Annotated in this window: 18 protein-coding genes, 1 tRNA gene and 1 pseudogene; 5 read left to right on the top strand and 15 right to left on the bottom strand. The window is 71.9% G+C overall.

The genetic code is table 11. The features are described from left to right. Nucleotides 1-58 precede the first annotated feature (58 nt). The 4 genes from atpB to DEJ04_RS15180 all read right to left on the bottom strand — a co-directional run bounded on the left by atpB (nt 59) and on the right by DEJ04_RS15180 (nt 3412). The gene (gene atpB, locus DEJ04_RS15165) at nt 59-919 is read right to left on the bottom strand and encodes a F0F1 ATP synthase subunit A (protein ID WP_241660362.1); all 861 of its coding nucleotides are present in this window, start codon (nt 917-919) and stop codon (nt 59-61) included. A gap of 107 nt (nt 920-1026) precedes the next feature. Further along, nucleotides 1027-1518 carry a hypothetical protein gene (locus tag DEJ04_RS15170; RefSeq protein ID WP_217499674.1) on the bottom strand — a complete coding sequence of 164 codons (492 nt, stop codon included), beginning with the start codon at nt 1516-1518 and terminating at the stop codon, nt 1027-1029. Next, entirely contained in the window at nt 1515-2741 is a 1227-nt protein-coding gene (locus DEJ04_RS15175; RefSeq protein ID WP_027465783.1) for an MraY family glycosyltransferase, read from the bottom strand. The genes DEJ04_RS15170 and DEJ04_RS15175 overlap by 4 nt, the downstream gene beginning before the upstream one ends. After that, complete coding sequence (locus tag DEJ04_RS15180) at nt 2738-3412, bottom strand: L-threonylcarbamoyladenylate synthase (RefSeq protein ID WP_027465784.1); 675 nt, start codon at nt 3410-3412, stop codon at nt 2738-2740. Before DEJ04_RS15180 ends, DEJ04_RS15175 begins: the two co-directional genes overlap by 4 nt. 37 nt (nt 3413-3449) lie before the next feature. Here DEJ04_RS15180 and DEJ04_RS15185 point away from each other — a divergent pair, with 37 nt between their 5' ends. Further along, a complete protein-coding gene (locus DEJ04_RS15185; protein ID WP_139196861.1) occupies nt 3450-4103 on the top strand; it encodes an HAD family phosphatase in 654 nt (217 codons plus the stop codon). A gap of 326 nt (nt 4104-4429) precedes the next feature. Here the strand turns inward: DEJ04_RS15185 and prmC are convergent, their stop codons facing one another. The 9 genes from prmC to argS form a co-directional block, all read right to left on the bottom strand. Next, nucleotides 4430-5305, bottom strand: a complete 876-nt coding sequence (gene prmC / locus DEJ04_RS15190) for a peptide chain release factor N(5)-glutamine methyltransferase (RefSeq protein WP_110864066.1) — start codon at nt 5303-5305, stop codon at nt 4430-4432. A gap of 25 nt (nt 5306-5330) precedes the next feature. Beyond that, nucleotides 5331-6413: a peptide chain release factor 1 gene (prfA, locus tag DEJ04_RS15195; protein WP_017885756.1), complete on the bottom strand. Its 1083-nt coding sequence runs from the start codon at nt 6411-6413 to the stop codon at nt 5331-5333. Between the two features lie 3 nt (nt 6414-6416). After that, entirely contained in the window at nt 6417-8759 is a 2343-nt protein-coding gene (gene rho / locus DEJ04_RS15200) for a transcription termination factor Rho (RefSeq protein WP_111047623.1), read from the bottom strand. 180 nt (nt 8760-8939) lie between these two features. After that, entirely contained in the window at nt 8940-9923 is a 984-nt protein-coding gene (thrB, locus tag DEJ04_RS15205) for a homoserine kinase (protein WP_111047640.1), read from the bottom strand. Nucleotides 9924-9955: 32 nt separating this feature from the next. Further along, entirely contained in the window at nt 9956-11035 is a 1080-nt protein-coding gene (gene thrC, locus DEJ04_RS15210; RefSeq protein WP_111047624.1) for a threonine synthase, read from the bottom strand. Nucleotides 11036-11122: 87 nt separating this feature from the next. Next, nucleotides 11123-12430, bottom strand: coding sequence for a homoserine dehydrogenase (locus tag DEJ04_RS15215; RefSeq protein WP_027465790.1), 1308 nt, complete (start codon nt 12428-12430; stop codon nt 11123-11125). Nucleotides 12431-12495: 65 nt separating this feature from the next. Then, a complete protein-coding gene (gene lysA / locus DEJ04_RS15220; protein ID WP_111047625.1) occupies nt 12496-13917 on the bottom strand; it encodes a diaminopimelate decarboxylase in 1422 nt (473 codons plus the stop codon). Nucleotides 13918-13975: 58 nt separating this feature from the next. Next, nucleotides 13976-14731: an LmeA family phospholipid-binding protein gene (locus DEJ04_RS15225; protein ID WP_071404604.1), complete on the bottom strand. Its 756-nt coding sequence runs from the start codon at nt 14729-14731 to the stop codon at nt 13976-13978. Nucleotides 14732-14890: 159 nt separating this feature from the next. Next, complete coding sequence (gene argS, locus DEJ04_RS15230; protein WP_056068838.1) at nt 14891-16561, bottom strand: arginine--tRNA ligase; 1671 nt, start codon at nt 16559-16561, stop codon at nt 14891-14893. Between the two features lie 59 nt (nt 16562-16620). Here argS and DEJ04_RS15235 point away from each other — a divergent pair, with 59 nt between their 5' ends. Continuing rightward, complete coding sequence (locus DEJ04_RS15235) at nt 16621-17196, top strand: hypothetical protein (RefSeq protein WP_111047626.1); 576 nt, start codon at nt 16621-16623, stop codon at nt 17194-17196. A 777-nt stretch (nt 17197-17973) separates the two neighbouring features. After that, nucleotides 17974-18045: transfer RNA gene (locus tag DEJ04_RS15240), tRNA-Arg, on the top strand. 26 nt (nt 18046-18071) lie between these two features. Here the strand turns inward: DEJ04_RS15240 and DEJ04_RS18900 are convergent. Both DEJ04_RS18900 and DEJ04_RS15245 read right to left on the bottom strand, forming a co-directional pair. Beyond that, nucleotides 18072-18416, bottom strand: a pseudogene (locus DEJ04_RS18900) (VOC family protein); the annotation flags it as partial. 26 nt (nt 18417-18442) lie between these two features. Further along, on the bottom strand, nt 18443-19267 hold the full coding sequence (locus DEJ04_RS15245) for an alpha/beta hydrolase (RefSeq protein WP_181437845.1): 825 nt from the start codon (nt 19265-19267) through the stop codon (nt 18443-18445). 168 nt (nt 19268-19435) lie between these two features. Between DEJ04_RS15245 and DEJ04_RS15250 the strand changes: the two genes are divergently transcribed. Next, a complete protein-coding gene (locus DEJ04_RS15250; RefSeq protein WP_258371393.1) occupies nt 19436-20518 on the top strand; it encodes a Gfo/Idh/MocA family protein in 1083 nt (360 codons plus the stop codon). A gap of 44 nt (nt 20519-20562) precedes the next feature. Next, the gene (locus DEJ04_RS15255; protein WP_111047628.1) at nt 20563-24459 is read left to right on the top strand and encodes a Pls/PosA family non-ribosomal peptide synthetase; all 3897 of its coding nucleotides are present in this window, start codon (nt 20563-20565) and stop codon (nt 24457-24459) included. Nucleotides 24460-24466: the final 7 nt, after the last annotated feature.

Here is a 24466-nt window from a genome sequence, read left to right on the forward strand (position 1 = left end):
TTTTCCTTTCGAGGTGCGGGTCCGACGGTCGCCGGTCCCGTAGGGGGTCAGTGAGGAATCAGTGCTCGTCAGCCAGCGCCAGCTGGATGTAGACGGCGGTGAGGAGCATGAAGACGTAGGCCTGCAGCAGCGCGACGAGGACCTCGAAGAAGCTGAACGCGATGCCGAACGCGATGGTCCCGACGCCGAAGGCCTTGAAGCCGAGCGAAGCGTCGAAGAAGAAGAACTGCGTGGCCGAGAAGAACAGCACGAGGAGCAGGTGCCCCACGACCATGTTCATCAGGAGTCGCAGCGTCAGGGTGACGGGACGGAGCACGAAGGTGGAGACGAGCTCGATCGGCGTCACGATGATGTACAGCGGCCACGGCACCCCGGGCGGGAAGAGCGAGTTCTTGAGGAACGTGCCCGGGTGCTTGCGGAGGCCGGCGTAGATGAAGGCGAGGTACGCGACGATCGCCAGGATCATCGGCATCGCGATGCGGCTGGTGCCGGCGAGGTTCATGAACGGGACCAGACCGGTCAGGTTCATGAACAGCACGCCGAAGAAGATCGTCGCCAGGAGCGGCAGGAAGCGCTTGCCGTCCTTCTCTCCGAGATTGTCGAAGGTGTTGCGACGGACGACGTCGAACGCGTACTCGATGAACGCCTGACCGCGGTTCGGCACGAGCTTCAGTGCACGGGTGCCCACGAACGCGAACACCAGGAGCACGGCGACGGCGAAGAAACGGATGAGGACGAGCCGATCGATCTCGAACGGCGTCCCGGCGAAGAAGATCGCATCCGGGAAGAACTCGTTGATCGACGGACCATGGAACTCGGCGGCCTTGCTGCTCCCCGCCGCGACGGTGTCAACCGCAGCGGAGAGGGACAGGGGAAGAGCGTGGGATAGCAGCGCTGTCTCCTGTGTCGGCGCGCGCACATCATGGCACGCGATGGTGGACGTTGTGGAGGCTCGTCCGCCCCGAGCGAAAGGCTCCGGTAGCGGACTTCGAGAAGCCTATCAGGTGCGAGAGGCTTCCCGGCTTCTCAGACGCGGGGGGTCGGGTTCCCAGCGTCTGCGGAGTCGTCGAGGCCGTCGCCCGGCAGCCGGACGCCGATCGGGGTGCGGGCCTTCGCGACGGCGACGACGTCGATCACCAGGGAGCCGACGACCCCCGCGATGATCACGATCGCCAGCACCGGGAAGTCGACCCAGTCGCGGTCCTTGAGCAGGACTAGCAGCACGATGAAGACGATGAACTTGAGCAGCCAGGTGCCCATCACGATGCCGAAGAAGGCACCGGAGATCATCTGGCCCTTCGAGACGCGCAGCGCGACGAGGACACTGACCGCTGTGAGCCCGAGGAACACGACGCTCAGCACCGCGCCGAGCAGTCCCCCGACCAACCCGGGGCCGTCCGCGACGAGGAACCCGATGAGCCCGCCGACCACCGCCAGGGCGACGGCGAGGACCGCGCCCCAGGTGATGATGCGGCGGAACACCGGCCGGACGTGGTCGAGCGCGTTCGGTGCGGTCACGTGATGTCTCCAGGGATCGTGCGGTCGTTGGCGGCCCGGTCGAGCGGGTCGAGGCTGGCGTCCACCACGGCGGCGGAACGGTTGGCGGTCTGGGCGGCGATCTCCGTGCGTTTTCGGCCGAGCGGCGCGAACGTCGCGACGGCGCAGACGGTGAAGCCGACGGACACGAAGACGACGACCCAGTACCAGTCCACGAAGAGGAACAGCAGGCACCCGAAGGCGACGGTCGCGGTCCACGCGTAGAAGATCAGCACCGCGTGGAAGTGCGAGTGCCCCATGTCGAGCAAGCGGTGGTGCAGGTGCTTCCGGTCGGCCGAGAACGGCGACTTCCCCGCGCTGAGCCGTCGGGTGACCGCGAGACCGAAGTCCAGGATCGGGACGATCAGGATCGCGAACGGCAACAGGATCGGGATGAACGCCGGCAGCAGCGCCTGGCGTGTCTGCACCGCCGCCGGGTCGATGTTGCCCGTGACCGAGACCGCGCTCGTGGCCATCAGGAACCCGACGAGCAGCGCGCCGGCGTCCCCCATGAAGAGCTTGGCGGGGTGCCAGTTCAGGATGAGGAAGCCGAAGCAGGCCCCGACGAGGACCGCGGTGAGCAGCGACGGCAGGTTGAAGAAGAACTCGGTCTGGACGACCACGCGGTTGATGAAGAACGTGTAGAGGAAGAAGACCCCGCCGGCGATGATCGCGACGCCGGCCACCAGGCCGTCGAGCCCGTCGATGAAGTTCACCGCGTTCATCACGAGCACCACCGCCAGCACGGTGAAGATCAGGCTCATGTACGACGAGCCGACGCCCAGCGTGTTGCCGATGGGCAGCGAGACGATCGCGACGCCCTGCCAGGCGAGGATGCCCGCCGCGATGATCTGCCCGGCGAGCTTCGTCATCCAGTCGAGGTCCCAGATGTCGTCCGCGACACCGAGGACCACGATGATGGTCGCTCCCCCGAGCACCGCGAGGACGCGGCCGGGTTCGGAGAACACGAGCCGGAAGTAGTCGGTCCCCGCGATCGACGGGAACAGGAACCAGGCCGCGAGCAGCGAGACGATGACGCCGATGTACATCGCGATGCCACCGAGCCGCGGCGTCGGGGTGCGGTGCACGTCCCGCTCGCGGACCTGCGGGTACCACTTGTACTTCAGCCCGAGCTTCCAGACGATCAGGCTCATCACGAAGCTCACGACCGCGGCGATGGCCCCCGCGAGCAGGTAGTACTTCATGTGACGAGGTCGGCTCCGACGACCCGGATGATCTCCTCGTCGGGGATCACCCCGTGCCGGACGATGCGGAGCTTCCCGCCGTCCGACAGCCCGGTGGCGTCGACGATCGTCGAGCCGGTGCTGGCCTCGAAGCCGTCGTGCACCTCGACGGGTCCGCCGTCCAGGTAGATCGCGACGCTGTCACCGAGCATGCGCTCGGCGGCGTCGACGTCCATCGCGGCCGGGTCGCCCGTGGAGTTCGCGGACGAGACGGCGAGCGGCCCGACCTCCTGCAGGAGCTCGAGGGCGATCCGCGAGTCCGGCATCCGCAGCGCGACCGTGCCGCGCGTCTCGCCGAGGTCCCAGTCGAGCGACGGCTGTGCGTGCAGGATGACGGTCAGCCCGCCCGGCCAGAACTCGGCCACCAGGTCGCGCACCGGCTGCGGGACCTCGCTGGCGAGGGCGTCGAGCGTGGGCGGACCGGGGATGAGCACGGGCGGCGGCGACTGCCGCGTGCGGCCCTTCGCGTCGAGCAGCCGCTGCACGGCCGTCGCGCTGAAGGCGTCCGCGGCGAGGCCGTAGACGGTGTCGGTGGGGACCACGACGAGCTCTCCGCGTCCGAGGGCGGCACGTGCGAGCCGCATCCCGGTCAGGAGCCCGTCGGAGTCGGTGCAGTCGTATCGGGATGCCATGACTCGACGATGATAGTGCGACACAATGGTGGACATCGTGAACGAGACGCCCGCACCCCCGCTCCTGTTCCTCTTCGACATGGACGACGTCCTGGTCCGGTACGACTGGCAGGTGCGCATGGCCGCACTCTCCGAGTTCACCGGACACGAGTTCCAGGAGCTCCGTCGCCGCTGGTGGGACTGCGGCCACGAGATGCGTGCCGAGGCCGGTGGGTTCGCCGACGGCGACGAGTACCTCGCCGCGTTCGAGCGCGCGATGGAGTGCGACGTCCCCGAGGCCGACTGGGCCCGGATCCGCGGATCCGCCATGACCGAGCTGCCGGAACGCATCGAGGCGGTCCGGATCGCGAGCGAGCACGGGCGTGTCGGGCTGCTCACCAACAACGGTCCGCTCGCCGGCCGCTGGATCCACGAGTGGGCGCCGTCCCTGCCCGAGGTCTTCGGCGAGCACCTGGACACCTCGAGCAACTTCGGCGCCCGGAAGCCCGAGCCCGAGGTCTTCCAGCGCGCGATCGCCCACCACGGCGTCCCCGCGGAGCGCACCTTCTTCGCCGACGACATGCCCGAGAACATCGCAGGTGCGCGGAGCGTCGGCATCCACGCGGTCCTGGTCGAGCACGACACCGACCTGCGGGAGCACGTCCGCGCTTTCGTCGCGGCGCAGCAGCGCGAGGCCTCCCCCGTCGCGTAGCCCGCCACGCCCGTTCCTTCCCATCGCGGTCGTGCTGGAAAGCAAGAACGGGCACACCTGGTCATCCCGTACGACCCGGTACGCCCGATCCCACCAGGTACGCCCGGACCCAGCCGGCACGTGCACACGCACGCACGGGTGAGCGACGGGAGGCCCGCCCACGCCCGCAACGCCCGTTCCTTCCCATCGCGGTCGCGCTGGAGAGCAGGAACGGGCATACCTGGTCATCCCGGACGACCCGGTACGCCCGATCCCACCAGGTACGCCCGGATCCACCCGGCACACGCACGCGCGGCCGAGCGACGGGAGGCGCGGCTCGCCCCCGACTACCGCGTCGCGGTGGTCGTGCGGTCGCGCCCCGTCAGGTCGACGTGCGTCTCCGGGGTGCGGAACCCCCGGCGTGCCAGGACCTCCCGGACCCCGGCGCCCTGCGGCTCGGCGTGCTCGACGACCAGGACTCCCCCGGGCACGAGCAACCGCCAGGCCGTCTCGGCGAGTGCCCGGACGGCGTCGAGGCCGTCCGGCCCGCCGTAGAGCGCCATCGCCGGGTCGTGGTCGCGGACCTCGGGGTCGATCGGGATCGCGTCGTCCGGCACGTACGGCGGGTTCGACACGACGACGGACACGGTGCCGTCGAGTTCCGGCAGCGCGTCGGCGAGGTCGCCCTCGACGAGCCGGACCGTCCCACCGTGGGCGTCGACGTTCCGCCGGGTCCAGGGCAGGGCCTCGGCCGACCGCTCGACGGCGTAGACCACGGCGTTCGGCACCTCGGTGTCCATCGCGATCGCGATCGCACCGCTGCCGGAGCCCAGATCCACGGCGATCGGCTCGGGGACCGCGGTCGCCCGCAGCGCGTCGATGCCGAACTGCACGACGCCCTCGGTCTCCGGACGGGGCACGAACACGCCCGGTCCGACGGCCAGGGTGAGCGCACGGAAGTACGCCTGCCCGGTGATGTGCTGCAGCGGCTCACGGGTGGCACGGCGGGCGACGGCGTGCCGGAAGCGCTCGACGTGCTCCGGCGCGATGCCGCCACCGATGAGCGCACGGGCCTGGACGGCACCGCGCGAGGTGTCGGTCGCCCACGCGAGCAGCAGCTCCGCGTCGACCCGGGGCGTCGGCACGCCGACGGCGACGAGCGCCGCGGTCGCCTGCTCGAGCAGGCGATCCGCGGCGTACGTGAGTGGCGTGTCGGCGGTGATCCGGGCCTCCAGGCTGGGTGTGCGCTTACGCGTCCTGGTCGCCGATGGCGGCCAGACGTGCCTCTTCGTCCGCCTGGATGGCGGACTGGATGACGGGCTCGAGGGCACCGTTCATCACACGGTCGAGGTCGTACGCCTTGTAGCCGGTGCGGTGGTCCGCGATCCGGTTCTCCGGGAAGTTGTACGTGCGGATGCGCTCCGAACGGTCCATCCCGCGGATCTGCGACTTGCGCGCGTCCGAGGCGATCGCGTCGAGCTCCTCCTGCTGGCGCGCGAGGATGCGTGCGCGGAGCACGCGCATGCCGGCCTCGCGGTTCTGCAGCTGCGACTTCTCGTTCTGCATCGCCACCGTGATGCCCGTGGGCAGGTGGGTGATGCGGACCGCGGAGTCCGTCGTGTTGACGGACTGCCCGCCCGGGCCGGAGGACCGGTAGACGTCGATCTTGAGGTCGTTCTGGTTGATCTGGACCTCTTCGGGCTCGTCCACCTCGGGGAACACCAGCACGCCGGTGGTCGAGGTGTGGATGCGCCCCTGCGACTCGGTCTGCGGCACACGCTGGACGCGGTGCACCCCGCCCTCGTACTTCAGGTGCGCCCAGACGCCCTGGGACGGATCGGTCGTGTTCGACTTGATCGCGACCTGGACGTCCTTGTAGCCACCCAGGTCGGACTCGGTGCGCTCGAGGAGCTCGACCTTCCAGCCCTTGGTCTCGGCGTAGTGCGAGTACATGCGCAGGAGGTCGGCCGCGAACAGCGCCGATTCCTCGCCGCCCTCGCCGCCCTTGATCTCCATGATGACGTCACGGCCGTCGTCGGGGTCGCGCGGGATGAGCAGCCGGCGGAGACGCTCCTGGCGCTCCGACAGCTGCTCCTCGAGCCCGGGGACCTCGTCCGCGAACGCTGCGTCTTCACGGGCGAGTTCCTGGGCGGCGGCGAGGTCGTCCCCCGCCGCCTGCCAGGCCTCGTACGCGGACTTGATCTGGTTGAGCTCGGCGTACCGCCGGTTCACCTTCTTCGCCCGGGCCGCATCGGCGTGGAGCGCGGGGTCCGACAGCTGCTGTGTCAGGTCCTCGTGTTCCGCCAGCAGCCCCGCTACCGACTCGAACACGCGTTACTCCTGGTGGCCGTTGTGGTGGGCGCCGGTCGAGGGGACCGACTTCTGCACCTGCACCAGGAACTCGACGTTCGACTGCGTCTCCTTGAGGTTCCGCAGCACGATCTCGAGGGCCTGCTGCGGGTCGAGCCCGGCGAGGGCCCGGCGCAGACGCCAGGTGATCTTGACCTCGTCGGCGGAGAGCAGCTGCTCCTCGCGACGGGTGCCCGAGGCGTTCACGTCGACGGCGGGGAAGATCCGCTTGTCGGCGAGGTGACGGTTCAGGCGGAGCTCCATGTTGCCGGTGCCCTTGAACTCCTCGAAGATGACCTCGTCCATCTTGGAGCCGGTCTCGACGAGCGCGGTCGCGAGGATGGTCAGCGAGCCACCGTCCTCGATGTTGCGCGCGGCACCGAAGAAGCGCTTCGGCGGGTAGAGCGCCGCCGAGTCGACGCCACCGGAGAGCACACGGCCCGACGGCGGGGTCGACAGGTTGTACGCACGGCCGAGGCGGGTGATCGAGTCGAGCAGCAGCACGACGTCGTGGCCCAGCTCCACCAGGCGCTTCGCACGCTCGATGGCGAGCTCGGCGACGGTGGTGTGGTCCTCGGCGGGACGGTCGAAGGTCGAGGCGATGACCTCGCCCTTCACCGTGCGCTGCATGTCGGTGACCTCTTCGGGCCGCTCGTCGACGAGGACGACCATCAGGTGCGCCTCGGGGTTGTTCTTGGCGACGGCGTTCGCGATGGCCTGCAGCACGACGGTCTTGCCGGCCTTCGGCGGGGACACGATGAGACCGCGCTGGCCCTTGCCGATCGGCGACACGAGGTCGATGATGCGGGTCGACAGCTTGCCCGGCTCCGTCTCGAGGCGCAGGCGCTCGTTCGGGTACAGCGGGGTGAGGTCGTTGAAGTCGACGCGGGCCGCGGCCTCGTCGGCGGACTGGCCGTTGATCGACTCGACGGCCACGAGCGCGTTGTACTTCTGGCGGCTCTGCTGCTCGCCGTCACGCGGCTGCTTGATCGAACCGACGACGGCGTCGCCCTTGCGCAGGTGGTACTTCTTCACCTGGCCGAGGGAGACGTAGACGTCGCTCGGGCCCGGCAGGTACCCGGTGGTGCGGACGAACGCGTAGTTGTCGAGGACGTCGAGGATGCCCGCGATCGGGATCAGGACGTCGTCCTCGGTGACCTCGGGCTCGAAGTCGTCGTTCTGGCCGCCACGGCCGCGCTTGCGGTCGCGCTGGCGACGGCTGCGGCCGCTCTCGGCCTCGTCGGCGTGCTGTTGCTGCTGCTGCTTCTGCTGGCCGCTGGTCTGCTGCTTCTGCTGACCGTTGTTCTGCTGCTGCTTCTGGTCGGCCTTGTCGTCCTGCTTGGCCTCGGCCTGCTTCGGCTGGTCGTTCTGCTTCTGGCCGCCGTTCTGCTGGCCGTTCTGCTGCTCGCCGCCGTTCTGCTTCTGCTGGCCGCCGTTCTGCTGGTCGGCACCGTTCTGCTTCTGCTGGCCGGCGTTCTGGGCGCCGTTCTGGGCGCCGTTCTGCTGGTCGGCGCCGTTCTGCTGCTCGCCGTTCTCGGCGTTCTGGCCACGGCCACGACCGCGACCACGGCTACGACGACCGCGACGCGAGCCGCCCTCGCCCTGCTCGGAGTTCTGGTCGCCCTGGTCGTTCTGGTCGCCGGACTCGTTCTGGTCCTGGTCGGCCTGCACGGCGGACGTCGGAGCCTGCTGGCCCTGCTGGCCCGCCTGGCTCGGCTGCTCGGCCTCGGCGGGTGCCGACGCCTGCTGGCCCTGCTCGGCGGCGCGCTGGTCGGCGCCACGCTGCTCGGTGCCACGCTGCTCGGCGTTCCGCTGGCCACGGCCACGGCGCTGGGAGCCGGACTGCGCGGCTTCCTGGGCGTCCTTCTCGGCGCGGACCTGGTCGAGCCCGGCGAGGAGGTCCTCGGTGCCGGTCTGGCCGTGGTTGGTGTGCTCGGCGGCCGAGGTCGGCGCGGCGTTCACGGTGCCGCCGGACGATGCGCGGCGCGAACGACGGGCACGGCTCGGGGCTGCCGACTCGGCGGGGGCCTCGGGGTCGGCGACGGGGGCCTCGGCAGCGGGCTGCGCGGGGGTCTCGGCGGGCTCCGGCAGGGTCGGCTGCTCGGTGGCGGCCGGCTCGGCGGGGGTCTCGGCGACGGCGGCGGCGGCCGGGGCGGCCGGCGTCTCGTCGACGGGACGCTTGTCCTCGATGGAGGCGATCAGGTCGCCCTTGCGGAGCTTGGAGAGCCCGGTGATGCCGAGCGAGGAGGCGATGCGCTGGAGCTCCGGGAGACGGAGGGCACGCAGGTCGCTGGGGATCTCCACCTGGGCGGAGTTGTTGTCGGTCAAGGTCGGTGTTTCCTTTCGAACCGCAGAACGCGGAGAGTTTCCACCGTCCCGGATGCAGGGTGAGCATCGACCGCCGTTCAGACGACGGATCGGGATTCGGTGATCAGAAAGAGATGCACACTCGCGCACCGGACCCTGCGACGTCGCAGGAGCTGTCCTGAGGACGAGCGATCCGTACGGTTACGCGGGTTCGGCTTCGAGCGCCGAGTGCGCTGCCACTGTAGCACCACCGAGATCGACGGCCAGCATGAGCGGCCGCCAGTCGGATTCGGCGTGTCGCTGCACCAGTTCGGCGGCGGTCAGGCGCTGTGCCGGGTCGCTGCCGAGGACGAGCAGGCTCGGCCCGGCACCGGAGACCACCGCGGCGAGGCCGTGCTGTCGGAGCAACCGGATCAGGGCGTCGGTCTCGGGCATGGCGCTGGCGCGGTACGCCTGGTGCAGACGGTCCTCGGTCGCGGCGAGCAGCAGCTCGGGGCTCTGGATGAGCGCCGCGACGAGCAGCGCCGAGCGGGAGACGTTGAACGCGGCGTCGGCGTGCGGGACCTGCTCGGGCTGCAGGGAGCGCGCGAGCTTGGTCGAGAGCGTCGAGGTCGGCACGAACACCACCGGGGCGACACCGCGGTGCACCAGGAGCCGCTTGTACGCAGGGCCCTCGGCGGTCATCCACGCGATCGTCAGGCCGCCGAAGAGCGCCGGCGCGACGTTGTCCGGGTGGCCCTCCATCTCGGTGGCCAGGGTCAGGAGCGTCGAGGCGTCGAGGTCGACGATGCCCTCGAGGAGCCCCCGGGCCGCCATCAGCCCGGCGACGATCGCCGCGGCGGAGGAACCGAGACCGCGGCCGTGCGGGATCGCGTTCGTGGCGTGCAGCTCGAGACCGGGCTGGTCGACACCGGCGTGCTCCAGGCCACGGCGGACCGCACGGACGACGAGGTTCGTGTCGTCGGTGGCGACCTCGCCGGCACCGACGCCCTCGACCGTGACGGTGGCGCCGGGTTGGCGGCGCACGCGCACCACGACCTCGTCGTAGAGCGAGAGCGCGAGGCCGAGCGAGTCGAAGCCGGGGCCGAGGTTCGCCGACGTGGCAGGCACCCGGACGCGGACCGCCGATCCGGTCGGCAGTGCACGGACCGCCCGTCCGGCCGGTACAGCACTGCGGGCGGTCATGCCCTCACCCGGTCCGGACGAGCGGTCGGAGATCACTGCTCGCTGACCAGACCGAGCACGTCGGCGATCGACTTCGTGTCGACCGGCACGCTCGTCGGGGTGACCTCGCCGCCGTCCGGCGTGCGGAGCGCCCACTGCGGGTCCTTCAGGCCGTGGCCCGTGACCGTGATGACGACCTTCGCGCCCTTCGGCACGACGCCGGCGTCGGCGCGCTCGAGCAGCCCGGCCACACCGATCGCCGACGCAGGCTCGACGAAGACGCCGACCTCGGCCGACAGGATGCGGTGTGCCGCGAGGATGGCCTCGTCGGTGATGGCACCGAAGTAGCCGTCGGTCTCCTCCCGCGCCTCGAGCGCGAACTGCCACGAGGCCGGGTTGCCGATGCGGATCGCCGACGCGATGGTGTCCGGGTGCCGGACAACCTCGCCGTGCACGATCGGGGCGGAACCGGCGGCCTGGAACCCGAACATGCGGGGCAGCTTGGTGCTGCGGCCGGTGGCGACGTCCTCGCGGTAGCCGCGCGAGTACGCGGTGTAGTTGCCCGCATTGCCGACGGGCAGGAAGTGGAAGTCCGGTGCGTCACCGAGGACGTCGACGACCTCGAACGCGGCGGTCTTCTGCCCCTCGATGCGGTCGTTGTTGACGGAGTTGACGAGGTGCACCGGGTAGTTCGCCGCCAGGTCGCGGGCGATGTCGAGGCAGTCGTCGAAGTTGCCCTGCACCTGCAGCAGCTGGGCGTCGTGGGCGACGGCCTGGCTGAGCTTGCCCATGGCGATCTTGCCCTCGGGCACGAGCACCGCGGCGGTGATGCCGGCGTGCGTGGCGTACGCGGCGGCCGAGGCGCTGGTGTTGCCGGTCGAGGCGCAGATGACGGCCTTCGCGCCGTGCTCGACGGCCTTCGAGATCGCCATCGTCATGCCGCGGTCCTTGAACGAACCCGTCGGGTTCATGCCCTCGAACTTCACGTAGACCTCGGCGCCGGTGCGCTCGGAGAGCCGACGAGCCGGGATGAGCGGCGTGCCGCCCTCACCGAGCGTGACGATGGGCGTCGCCTCGGTCACGTCGAGTCGGTCGGCGTACTCGCGCAGGACTCCCTGCCACTGGTGGGCCATCAGGCTTCTCTCTCTGTCCGGTGGTGTCGATCTGGTGGTGGTGCGGCTGGGTGGGCCGGCTGGTCGGCCTGGAGGCCCGTGGTCGCGTCAGCGACCGACGACGCGCAGGACGCTGGTGACGTCCAGGACGACGTCCTCGCCGCGGAGGGCGACGACGGTGTCCGCCAGGTCGGCCTCGCGCGCCAGGTGGGTGCCGATGACGAGCGTCGCGGTCCCCTCAGCTGCGCCGGTGGTGGTCTGTTCGACCGTCTCGACGCTGACGCCGTGCTTCGCGAGCACGCCGGCGACCGTCGACAGCACGCCGGGGGCGTCCGTGACGTGCAGGGTGATCTGGTAGCTCGTGCGGACGGTGCCGATCGGGAACACCGGCAGCTCGGACTGCGTCGACTCGGCGACCCCCGGGCCGCCGATGACGTGCCGACGGGCCGCGGAGACCAGGTCGCCGAGGACCGCCGAGGCCGTCTCGACGCCACCGGCACCCGCGCCGTAGAACATCAGGTCGCCGGCGGCCTCGGCCTCGACGAACACGGCGTTCTTCGCACCGTGCACGCTCGCGAGCGGGTGCGACTCGGGCACGAGGGCCGGGTAGACGCGGGCGCTGACGCCCTCGCGGCCGTCCTCGTCGGTGAGCCGCTCGGCGGTCGCCAGGATCTTCACGACGTAGCCGGCCTTGCGGGCGGCGCGGACCTGGTCGATCGTGACGTGGGTGATGCCCTCGCGGTGCACGGCGGCGAGCGGCACCGAGGTGTGGAACGCCAGCGAGGCCAGGATCGCGGCCTTCTGCGCGGCGTCGTAGCCCTCGACGTCGGCGGTCGGGTCGGCCTCGGCGTACCCGAGCTCCGTCGCGGTGGCCAGGGCGTCCTCGAACGTGGAGCCCTTGCGGTCCATCAGGTCGAGGATGAAGTTCGTGGTGCCGTTGACGATGCCCATGATCCGGACGATGCGGTCACCGGCGAGCGAGTCGTGCAGCGGGCGGATGATCGGGATCGCCCCGGCCACGGCGGCCTCGTAGTAGAGCTGCGCGCCGACCTGCTCGGCCGCGGCGAAGAGCTCCGGGCCGTGGGTCGCGAGCAGCGCCTTGTTGCCGGTGACGACGTCCGCGCCCGACTGCAGGGCCTGGAGCACGAGGGTGCGCGCCGGCTCGATGCCGCCGATGAGCTCGACGACGATGTCCGCGCCGAGGATGAGCGATGCCGCGTCCGTGGTGAAGAGCTCCGCCGGCAGGTCGACGTCGCGCTGGGCGTCCACGTCGCGCACGGCGATCCCGACCAGCTCCAGCCCGGCACCGGCGCGCGAGGCCAGCTCGTCGCCGTGCTCGAGGAGCAGTCGCGCGACCTGGGAACCGACCGAGCCGGCCCCGAGCAGCGCGACACGGACGTTGCGGTATTCGATCATCTGGTAGCGGTTCCTGTCGGTGGGGGTGCGCCCTGCGGGGTGGGCGGACCCGGTCGGGTCGGGGGTCAGCGGCCGGTGCCGTCGGCGGGCACGGCGGCGACCCCGGTGTCACGGGCGAGGAGGTCGTCGATCGTCTCGCCCCGCACGAGGATACGGGCTGCGCCGTCCGCGACGGCGACGACCGGCGGGCGGCCCACGTGGTTGTAGTTGCTCGACAGCGCCCAGCAGTAGGCCCCGGTGGCCGCGACGGCGAGCAGGTCACCGCGCTGCACGTCGCCGGGCAGGTACTCGTCGTTCACCACGACGTCGCCGCTCTCGCAGTGCTTGCCGACGACGCGGCTCAGCACCGCCGGTGCGTCCGAGGTGCGGGCGAGCCGGGCCGTGTAGTCGGCGCCGTACAGGGCGGGACGGATGTTGTCGCTCATCCCGCCGTCGACCGAGACGTACGTGCGGGTCGCGCTGCCGCCGTCGTCGGTCTCGAGCGTGACGGGCTTGATCGTGCCGACGCGGTAGAGCGTCACCCCGGGCGGGCCGATGATGTAGCGGCCCGGCTCGACGGCGATGTCCGGCACCGGGATGCCGCGCTCGGCGCAGGCCTCGCCGATGATCGTGGCCAGTGCCTCGGCGACGTCCTCGGGGGCGAAGGCCGAGTCGGCCTCGGTGTAGTCGATGCCCCAGCCGCCGCCGAGGTTCAGCTCGGGCACCGGACCGGAGGCCACGAGCGTCGCGTGCACGTCCATGAGTCGACGTGCGGCCTCGCGGAAGCCGGCGTCGTCGAAGATCTGCGAGCCGATGTGCGAGTGCAGCCCGACGAAGGCGAGCGAGGGTTCAGCGCGGACGGCTGCCGCGGCCTCGACGGCCTCGGACAGCGGGATGCCGAACTTCTGGTCCTCGCGGGCGGTCGCCAGGTACTCGTGGGTGGACGCGTGCACACCGGTGTTGATCCGGATGCGCACGCGCTGCACGACCCCGGCGTCGGCGGCGGCACGGGCGACGCGCTGCACCTCTTCGTGGCTGTCGAGCACGATCGTGCCGATACCGACCTCGACCGCGCGGGCGATCTCGGCGTCGGACTTGTCGTTGCCGTGGAAGCCGAGCCGGCCGGGGTCGATGCCGCCGGCCAGGGCGACCGCGAGCTCACCGGCGGTGCAGACGTCCACGCGCAGGTCGGCCTCGGCCATCCACGCGACGACCTGCGTCGTCAGGAAGGCCTTGCCGGCGTAGTAGACGTGCGCGTGGCTGCCGATGCGCTCGAACGCCTCGGCGAACGCGTTCCGCACACGGACGGCGCGGGACTGGACGTCACGCTCGTCGACGACGTACAGGGGCGTGCCGAACTGCGCGACCAGGTCCGTCGCGCTGATGCCGCCGATCGCCAGGGTGCCGTCGTCGGTCCGCGTCGCAGACGCGGGCCAGATGCGGTCCACCAGTTCGGAGGCGTCCGTCGGGAACCGCAGCCGCGGCGGTGCAAGGGGGTTCTCGCTCACGGGACCCGATCCTACCGACGCGAGCCGTTCCTCCAGGCCGCGTTACGCACCCGTCCACTCAGCCGCAGCTGCCGACCGTCCGCAGGCCGTCCTCGTTGAGCGGTAGCGCGTCCGCGGTGATCCGGACCGTCGCGTCCGACTTCGACACGTCGAGCGAGCGCACCCGCAGCGCCTCGGGCAGGAACTGCGCGGTGCAGACCTGCACCGGGACGCCGGTGACGCCCGGGATCGAGTCGACCTTCAGGCCGAGGTCGGAGTTCGTGATCCGGACGCTCTCCGGGGTGATCGAGATGCCGCGGCCGTCGTCCTGCGCGACGACGGCACCCTTGGCCGCGTAGGTGATGTCGTAGCCGAGCACCGACGACGACCCCGTCAGTTCGACGCCGCCGTCGACCAGGTTCAGCCGGTCGAACAGCGGGCTGTACTTCGCCAGGTCCTTGACGCTCGACGACGCCAGGGTGACCGTGCCGTCGACGTCGCGGACGTCGCCCTTGCCGTCCACCGGGACGTCCTGCGCGGTGACGTCGGCGGCGAGCGGGATGCCGTCGACCGTGAGCTTCGCCGAGGAGATCTCGACGCGGTCGAGGGTGCCGCTGATGAGCTGCGGGATGACGATGCCCTCGGCGTGGGCGTCGACCTCGCCGGTCGTGCCGTCCGGCAGCGACTGCTCGACCTGCTGGGCGATGATCCGGTCGACGACGCCGCGCAGCACGAACTCGGCGATCACGACGAGGGCGGCGAGCACGACGACGACCACGAGCAGGACGACGGGCCAGCGGCGGCGCGTGGTGGGGCGTTCGGTGGCTGCGGGCATGCGTCCCACCCTGCCAGTCCGTCCCGGCAGCCTGCCTGGAGGCCCGGTGCGCGTCCGGCGCGGCGGCTGCCGGGATGCAAGACACCGGTGTTCGCGCTCGACGCCGCGGAATGCGGGTGTTCGGTGCGCGAACACCGGTGCTTTGCGGAAGGAGTGCCGCTACATGCGGGACGGAGCCGACACGCCGAGCAGGCCGAGGCCGTTCCGGACGACCTGGCCGGTGGCGTCGTTCAGCCACAGGCGCGTGCGGTGCAGGTCGGTCACGGGCTCGTCGCCGAGGGGCGTGACACGGCAGGAGTCGTACCAGCGGTGGTACAGGCCGGCCAGCTGCTCGATGTACCGCGCGATGCGGTGCGGCTCGCGCAGTTCGGCTGCGTGCCGGACCACCCGCGGGTACTCGGCGAGGGCTCCGAGGAGCGCGCTCTCCGACTCGTGGGTCAGCAGCGAGGCGTCGAACACCGACCGGTCGACCCCGGCCGCGGCGGCGTTCCGGGCCACCGACTGCGTGCGGGCGTGGGCGTACTGCACGTAGAAGACGGGGTTGTCGTTCGTGCGCTTGGTGAGCAGGTCGAGGTCGATGTCGATCGCGGTGTCGCTGGCGAAGCGGACCAGGGCGTACCGGCCGGCGTCGACACCGACGGCGTCGACGAGGTCCTCCATCGTGACGATGGTGCCGTTGCGCTTCGACATGCGCATCGGTTCGCCGTCCTTGAGCAGGTTGACCATCTGCCCGATCAGGATCTCGAGGTTCTTGCCCGGCTCGTCCCCGAACGCGGCGCACATCGCCATCATCCGGCCGACGTAGCCGTGGTGGTCGGCGCCGAGCATGATCAGGTTCCGCTCGAACCCGCGCTCGCGCTTGTCGAGGTAGTACGCCAGGTCGCCGGCGATGTACGCGGGCTCGCCGTCCGACTTGATGACGACGCGGTCGCGGTCGTCGCCGAAGTCGGTCGTGCGGAGCCACTCGGCACCCTCGGCCTCGTACATCACGCCGGCCGACCGCAGCCGGGCGATCGCACGCTCGACGGCCTTCGACTCGTGCAGGGCGTTCTCGTGGAAGTAGACGTCGAAGTCGACGCCGAAGTCGTGCAGCGACGACTTGATGTCCGCGAACATGAAGTCGACGCCCTCGCGACGGAAGAGCTCCTGCGCCTCGTCGCGCGGCAGGTCGCGGACGTCGATGCCCGGCTCGAGGGTCGCGATGACCCGTGCGGCGATCTCGGCGATGTAGGCGCCGCCGTAGCCGTCCTCGGGCGTCGGCTCACCGAGTGCGCTGGCGACGAGGGAGCGGGCGAACCGGTCGATCTGCGCACCGTGGTCGTTGAAGTAGTACTCGCGGGTGACGAGGCCGCCCTGCGCCTGGAACACGCGGGCCAGGCTGTCGCCCACTGCGGCCCAGCGGACGCCGCCCATGTGGATCGGGCCGGTGGGGTTGGCGGAGACGAACTCCAGGTTGATCCGGACGCCGTCGTACAGGTCGCCGGTGCCGAAGGACTCGCCGCCGTCCACGATGGTGCGCGCGATCTCGCCAGCGGCGGCCGCCTCGAGCGTGATGTTGATGAAGCCGGGGCCGGCGACGTCGACGGAGTCCACACCGTCGAGCTCGGTCAGCTCGCCGGCGATCTCGGTCGCGAGCTCGCGCGGGTTCGTGCCGAGCCGCTTCGCGAGCTGCATGGCGGCGTTCGAGGCCCAGTCGCCGTGGGCGCGGTTCTTCGGACGCTCGAGCACCACGTGGGACTCCTCGATCGTCACGGTCTCGGACGCGCCTCGGCGCTCGACGATCCCGGTCAGGATCGACAGGTACGCGGCGGAGAGTTCGGCAGGAGTCACGAGGACCGATCCTACCGGGACGCCCAGGTCCGCACCGGTCGATGCAGCATCATGTCGGGATGACCCCCCGCAGCCGTGCCCGGGCGCTCACCGTCGCCACCCTCACCACCGCAGCAGCCGTCGTGCTCGCCGGGTGCTCGAGCAGCGGGGACAGCACTCCGTCGGCCAGCGCGACCCCGGCGGGCAAGCCGGTGTCGCAGACCTGCGCGGAGCTCCTGCCGACGAGCGCACTGTCGGTGTACGGGCAGACCTTCGAGCTCGACGACTCCTTCACCCCGACGAAGGGCTCCCCCGCCGCGACCATCGCGAAGCAGCAGGGTCGCGTGTGCCGGTTCGTCAGCACCGACGCGGACGCCACGGCGATCACGCTCGCGGTCGCCGACCTGCCTGAGAAGTCGCTCACCAACCTGAAGGACGCCCTGTATGAGCGGGGCGGGTCCGTCCCCACCTACCGCGTGGAGGGCTACTTCGCCCTGAGCGGCGACGTCGGCCGCGCGGACGCCTTCGCCGACCCGTACTGGATCACCGCGCAGTCGACGCTGTTCACCGAGCCGGGTGGGGCGCAGCCCGTCGTCGACGCGGTGCGGGCCGCGCTCCAGCCGTCCGGGTCGGCGACGGCGACGCCCGCGGGCTGACGCGCGCGGCCCCCGCGCACGGTGCGGGGCCGCCGCCGTCCGGTGCGAGGTTGCGCACGTGGTGCGCTGCTCACAGCGCTGCACGGAACGCGGAACCTCGCACGGGATCACGACGGACGCACGGTGCGGACGGGAGGGCCGCGGCGGGCCCGCACCGCGCCTCCCGGCCGGCGACGGCCACGCACGGTGCCGTGTCCGCCATCGGGTGCGAGGTCGCGTGCCTGGTGCGCGCTTGCAGCGCCGCACGGAACACGGAACCTCGCACGGGATCGCGTCGCTCGCTCGGTGCCGCGTCCGCCATCTGGTGCGAGGTCGCGTGCCTGGTGCGCGCTTGCAGCGCCGCACGGAACACGGAACACGGAACCTCGCACGGGATCTCGACGCGCGCACCGTGCGGACAGGAGGCCCGCGGCGGGCCCGCACCGCGCCTCCAGGTCGGCGGCGGCCACGCACGGTGCCGCGTCCGTCGTCTGGTGCGAGGTTGCGCGGGTGGTGCGCGCTTGCAGCGCCGCACGGAACGCGGAACCTCGCACCGGCTCGTGACGCTCGCACGGTGCCGGGTCCGCCATCTGGTGCGAGCTTCCGTGCGTGGTGCGCGCTTGCAGCGCCGCACGGGACACGAAACCTCGCACGGGATCGCGACGGACGCACGGTGCAGACGTGAGGGCCGTGGCGGGCCCGCACCGCGCCTCCCGGCCGTCCGATGGCACCTCCACAGCGCGACACGCGCTGTCCAGGACCACCCGCCGGACCTGCTACGGTTGTTGACACCCCTTGGCCCCCATAGCTCAGGGGATAGAGCACTGCCCTCCGGAGGCAGGGGCGGAGGTTCGAATCCTCCTGGGGGCACTGGAAAGTACGCCGAAGAGGTTCCCGAAGGGATCGAGCAGCTGGCAGAGCCGCTCTCCCGTGAACACCGTCTTCGGCCCCCGGTGCGCGACGGCACCGTTGGCGACCCAGTCCTCGACGACGGCATCGACGTCGGGCACGGTCCAGTACGGCACCGTTCCGGACGGCCCCGGCGTGTTCAGTTCGTCGGTGCGGTGCAGCGTGAGGCGGACGCCCTCGATGTCGAACGCAACGAGCGCGCCACCACGCACGACCGGTTCGCGGCGGAGCCTGGCCGCGTACCAGACGACCGCGGCGTCGAGGTCGTCGACGAACAGGAAGACGTTGCCGACCGGGCCGATCGGGAGCGGTGCTGCGGAGTCGTCGTGCACGGGGGTCCTCCTTCGTCGCGCGCCGCTCAGCGGTGCTCGACCCCGAGCGTCTGCGCGAGGAACGCGAGCGATCCGGGCAGCGCGTGGTCGGTGTAGCCCTCGGCGTGCCGGAGACCGGGGATCAGCTGCAGCGTGTTCGGGACGCCGACCGCGGCGAGCGCCGCCTGCAGCGCGATCGGGTCCGACCGCGGGACCCACTCGTCCAGCGAGTTGGCGAGGTAGACGGGGCCCGTCGACGCCGTCACGTGCTCGATCGTGGACGCCGCGGCGAGCGCCGACCGGTCGCCGCCGACCTCCTGCAGGATCACCCAGCGGAGGAACGGGTCGTCCCGCCCGGTCTGGTCGATGTCGGCGCTCCGCATCGCGTCGAGGTCCTGGGTCGTCGGCGCCGCGGAGACCGTGCCGTCCGTCGCCCGGATGATCTCGGCGAGGCCGAATATCCCGGACCAGCTCACGGAGGGACGGCCGGTCGCGATGCCGCCCTCGACGGCGAGGTTCCCGCCGGCCGACCCGCCGAAGAAGGCGACCTTGCTCCGGTCGAAGGGGACGTCGGACTGCAGCGCCCACTCGTACGCGGTGAGCACGTCGTCCCTGCTCGCGGGGAACACGTCCGTCGGTGCCAGCCGGTAGTTCGGGACGAAGACCGTGTACCCGGCGTCGACGAGTCGGGCGGACAGGCCGTCCTCCTTGGACTTGTCCCCGCGGAACCAGCCGCCCCCGTGCACGAGCACGACGGCGCCGGTGCTCGCGGGCGTTCCGGGGGCCGGACGGTGGACGTCGAGGACCAGGGCGTCGTGCCGGTCCGAGTACCGCACGTCGCGGTCGATGTGGGGAGGTGGCTGGGTGGGCATCGGTGACGACCTTCCTCGGGTTCCCGACGCCGCGACCGGCGGCGGTTCGTGGAATCCGATTCTCATCGACGGTCCCACGGGGCGATTGGGTCGGATGACTCGATGCGGGTCGGTTCCGTGGCGAGGAGCCGCACAACCGGGTCCGGAGCATCCCGGTAGCGTTCCGGCATGACGATGACGTTCCCGGTGCCCGGAGTCCACGCGCTGCGGGGCGGACCCGTGCTCCGGTGGGGTGTGATCGGCCCCGGGGAGATCGCGAACGACTTCACGGCGACGCTGCACGCGAACTCCGACCAGCGCGTGATCGCCGTGGGGTCCCGCTCCCCCGAGCGTGCTGCGGCCTTCGCCGCCCGCCACGGCGTGCCCGGTGTGCACGGGTCGTACGAGGCCCTCGTGGCGGACCCGTCCGTCGACGTGGTCTACGTCGCCTCGCCGCACCCGCAGCACCTCGGGCACGCGTTGCTCGCGATCGCCGCCGGCAAGCACGTGCTCGTCGAGAAGCCGATGACGACCTCGGCAGCGGACACCCGCACCCTCGCCGACGCCGCACGGGCCGCGGGCGTCCTCGCGATGGAGGCGATGTGGACCCGGTACCTGCCGGGCACCACGGTCATCGCCCGTCTGCTCGCGGACGGGGTCCTCGGCGACGTCCGCCTCGCGACGGTCGACGTCGGGTGGCCGCACGACCCGGACCCGGCGGACCGGATGTTCGACCCCGCCGCAGGTGGGGGTGCCCTCCTCGACGCCGGCGTCTACGGGCACTGGTTCGCACGGTTCGCCACCGGCGCCCCGGTGACCAGCAGCACGACGGGGGCGGTCTCGGATCGCGGGGTGGACCTCCAGTCCGTCACGGTGTCGACGGCGGAGCGTGGCGCGCAGGCGGTGGTGGCCACGTCGATGACGGCGTGGACGCCGGGGCTGGCGGTGATCGCCGGGAGCCGGGCCACGGTCCGGTACACCGACCACTTCGTGTTCCCGGCGTCGTTCGCGGTGCACCACCCGGGTGGGGAGGACCACTGGGCGGAGCCGACGGGGCTGCGGGGTCGTCAGGGACTCGTGTGGCAGGCGGCGGCGCTGGCGCAGTACGTGGCGGAGGGTCGCACGGAGTCCCCGGTGCACTCGCTGGACGACTCGATCGGGATCGCGACGGCGCTCGACGCGGCCCGTGCGGCACTCGGCCCGACCGGTGCGGCGCTCGGCCCGACCGGTGCGGCACCGTCCGTTCCCGAGCAGGACACCTCGACCCTCTAGGATCACGGGCCGGTCGTCCCGCACACGACCGGGAAGAGGCCTCGATGACCATCGGCACCGGGAACGCGCAGCTCGAACTCGCCCGCGGCGGCGACGCACCCGCCCCACGGACCCTGTTCGACGTCCTGGCGGCGACCGCGGCGACCCACCCGGACGCGACGGCGCTCGAGGACCCGGCCGGCAGCGTCGACTACGCCGCCCTGCTCGACCTCGTGCGCGCGCAGGCCGACGATCTGGCCCGCCGCGGTGTCCGACGGGGCGACCGGGTCGGGGTGCGGATCCCCTCCGGTGGGCGTGACCTGTACCTGTCGATCCTCGCCGTGCTCGCCGCCGGAGCCGCGTACGTGCCGGTCGACGCGGACGACCCCGAGGAGCGCGCCACCCTGGTGTTCGGCGAGGCCGGTGTCGTCGGGGTGATCGGCGCGGGCGGTGTCCTGCGCGACCGCGACGGCACCGAGCTGCCGGTGACGGACCCTGCGGCGAGCGCCGAACTCCCCCGTGAGACCGACGACGCGTGGATCATCTTCACGTCCGGGTCGACCGGGGTCCCGAAGGGTGTGGCGGTCACCCACCGCAGTGCAGCGGCGTTCGTGGACGCCGAGGCACGGATGTTCCTGCAGGCGGCGCCGATCGGTCCGGGTGACCGGGTGCTGGCGGGGCTGAGCGTGGCGTTCGACGCGTCGTGCGAGGAGATGTGGCTGGCGTGGGGGCACGGTGCCGCGCTGGTGCCGGCGCCCCGGTCGTTGGTGCGGACGGGGGTGGACCTGGGGCCGTGGCTCATCGCGCACACGATCACGGTGGTGTCGACGGTGCCGACGCTCGCGGCGCTGTGGCCGGACGATGCGCTCGAGCAGGTGCGGCTGGTGATCTTCGGTGGTGAGGCGTGCCCGCCGGAGCTGGCGGCGCGCATCGCGAGTCGTGACCGTGAGGTGTGGAACACGTACGGGCCGACCGAGGCGACGGTGGTGGCGTGCGGGTCCCTGCTCGACGGGAGCCAGCCCATCCGGATCGGGTTGCCGCTGGACGGGTGGGACCTGGCGGTGGTGGACGGTGCCGGGCAGCGGGTGGAGCCGGGCGGCGTCGGTGAGCTCGTGATCGGCGGGGTCGGGCTGGGGCGGTACCTGGACCCGGCGAAGGACGCGGAGAAGTACGCGCCGTTCCCGGAGCTCGGGTGGGAGCGGGCGTACCGGAGCGGGGACCTGGTTCGGTACGAGCCCGAGGGGCTGGTGTTCCAGGGGCGTGCGGACGACCAGGTGAAGCTCGGTGGCCGGCGGATCGAGCTCGGGGAGATCGATGCGGCGCTGCAGGCCCTGGACGACGTGGCGGGTGGGGCCGCGGTGGTGCAGCGGACCCCGGCGGGCAACCAGGTGCTGGTCGGGTACGTGGCTCCGGTGGCCGGGGCGACGGTGGACGTGGCTGCGGCGAACGCCCGGTTGCGGCAGGAGCTGCCGGCGGCGCTGGTGCCGTTGGTGGCCGTGGTGGAGTCGCTGCCGACGCGGACGTCGGGCAAGGTCGACCGCGCGGCGCTGCCGTGGCCGTTGCCCGGTGCCTCGGACGCGGCGATGCTGCCGGACACGGTGGCGTGGATCGCCGAGCGGTGGTCGGCGATCCTGGGGGTGCCGGTGGCGAGCGTCGACGACGACTTCTTCGCGCACGGCGGTGGGTCGTTGACGGCGGCGCAACTGGTGTCGGCCATCCGGGAGCGGTTCCCGACGACGACGGTGGCGGACGTGTACGACCACCCGCGGATCGGGGCGTTGGCGGCGGCGCTGGACGAGTCCGGCCCGGTCGAGGCGTCGTCGCGCGACGTCACTCCGGTGCCTCCGGCGACGGGGTTGCTGATGACGCTGCTCGGGCTGCCTGTGCAGGTGCTCCGGGGGTTGCGGGTGCTGACGTGGACGGCCCTGGTGGCTGCGGTGCTGCACGCGACGACGCTGCCGTTCCTGCCGGTGCTGCCCTGGCCGGTGCTGGTGCTGGCGCTCCTGGTGTTCGTGACGCCGATCGGCAAGATGGCGCTGACGGTGGTGCTCGCGCGGCTGCTGCTCGCCGGGGTCCGGCCGGGGTCGTACCCCCGCGGTGGTTCGGTGCACCTGCGGGTCTGGCTGGCCGAGCGCATCGCCGAGGCGGTCGACGGCCCCTCGACGGCGGGCGCCCCGTGGATCAGCTACTACGCCCGGGCCCTCGGCGCGCGCATCGGCAGGGACGTCGACCTGCACACGCTGCCGCCGGTGACCGGGATGCTCACGATCGGCAAGCGTGCCTCGATCGAGCCCGAGGTCGACCTGGCCGGGCACTGGCTCGACGGCGACGTGTTCCACCTGGGGCACGTCCGCATCGACGAGGACGCCGTGGTGCGCAGCCGGACGACGCTGCTGCCCGGGGCGCACGTCGGTGCGGGTGCCGAGATCACGGCGGGTTCCGCCGTCGGCGGCCCGGTGCCCGCGGGCGAACGCTGGGCAGGGGCACCTGCGGAGCGCACCGGGTCGGCTCGTGACGACCGGGAGGCCCGTCCAGCGACCCGACGACGCTGGCTGCTCGCGTACGGGGCCGGGTCCCTGGCCGTGGCCGGGTTGCCGGTGGTCGGTGTCGCGGTCGGACTGCTGGTCGCCCTCGCCCTGGTCGGGCGGGCGTCGACCCTGGGCGACGCGGTGCTCCGTGCGCTGGTGACGGTCCCCCTGGCGACGGTCGTCGCCGGTGCGGTGTACGCGCTGCTGGTGGTGGTCGCGGTGCGGCTGCTCGGCATCGGCCTGCACGAGGGGCGGCACCCGGTGCGCTCCCGGATCGGCTGGCAGGTGTGGTCGACCGAGCGGGTGCTCGACGCGGCGCGCACCCTGCTGTTCCCGCTGTACGCCTCACTCGTGACGCCGGTGTGGCTGCGGCTGCTCGGCGCCCGCGTCGGGCGGGACACCGAGATCTCGACGGTGCTGCTCATCCCGGCGTTGACGCAGATCGCGTCGGGGGCGTTCCTGGCCGACGACACGATGGTGGCGACGTACGAGCTCGGCGGCGGTCGGGTGCGGATCGGTCGCTCGAAGGTCGGCCGTCGGGCGTTCCTCGGCAACAGCGGCATGACGGGGGCCGGACGCTCGGTGCCGCGCGAGGCGCTGGTGGCGGTGCTGTCCGCGGTGCCGAAGAAGGCCAAGCGCGGGTCGTCGTGGCTCGGGTCGCCCCCGGTGCGGCTGCGGCGCGCGGCGACGGAGTTCGACGAGGCGCGCACGTTCCGTCCGTCCCGGCGGCTCAAGGTCGCCCGCGGCTGCTGGGAGCTGCTGCGCCTGGTCGCCCCGATGGTCTCCGCCGCCATCGCGCTCGGCGTGGCCGGAGCACTGCTGGCGCTCTGGTCGGCCGTGGGGATCGGCTGGACGGTGCTGCTCGCCGGACCGGTGCTCATCGCCGCCGGTGCCGTCGCCGCCGTCGTTTCGACGATCGCGAAGTGGGCGTTCGTCGGCCGGATCACCGCCCGGGAGCACCCGCTGTGGTCGTCCTTCGTGTGGCGCAACGAGGTGCAGGACACCTTCGTCGAGACCGTCGCGCGCCCCTGGTTCGCCGAGCAGGCAACCGGCACCCCCGCGCTGGCCGTCTGGCTGCGGAGCCTCGGTGCGACGATCGGCCGCGGCACCTGGCTCGAGACGTACTGGCTGCCCGAGGCCGACCTGGTCACCATCGGCTCCGGGGCGTCGGTGGCGCGGGGCACGGTCGTGCAGACCCACCTGTTCCACGACCGCGTGATGCAGCTCGACACCGTCCGGATCGACGCGGGTGCGACGCTCGGGCCGCACAGCGTGGTCCTTCCGGCGGCCGGCATCGGTGCCGGGGCGACCGTCGGGCCGTCCTCGCTCGTGATGCGCGGTGAGCAGGTGCCGACGGGCTCCCGCTGGTCCGGCAACCCGATCGCTCCGTGGACATCGGCAGCTCCCTCGGTGACCGCCCCACCGGCGCCATGAGGTTGAC

Source organism: Curtobacterium sp. MCLR17_044 (genome assembly GCF_003234435.1).
GTDB lineage: Bacteria > Actinomycetota > Actinomycetes > Actinomycetales > Microbacteriaceae > Curtobacterium > Curtobacterium flaccumfaciens.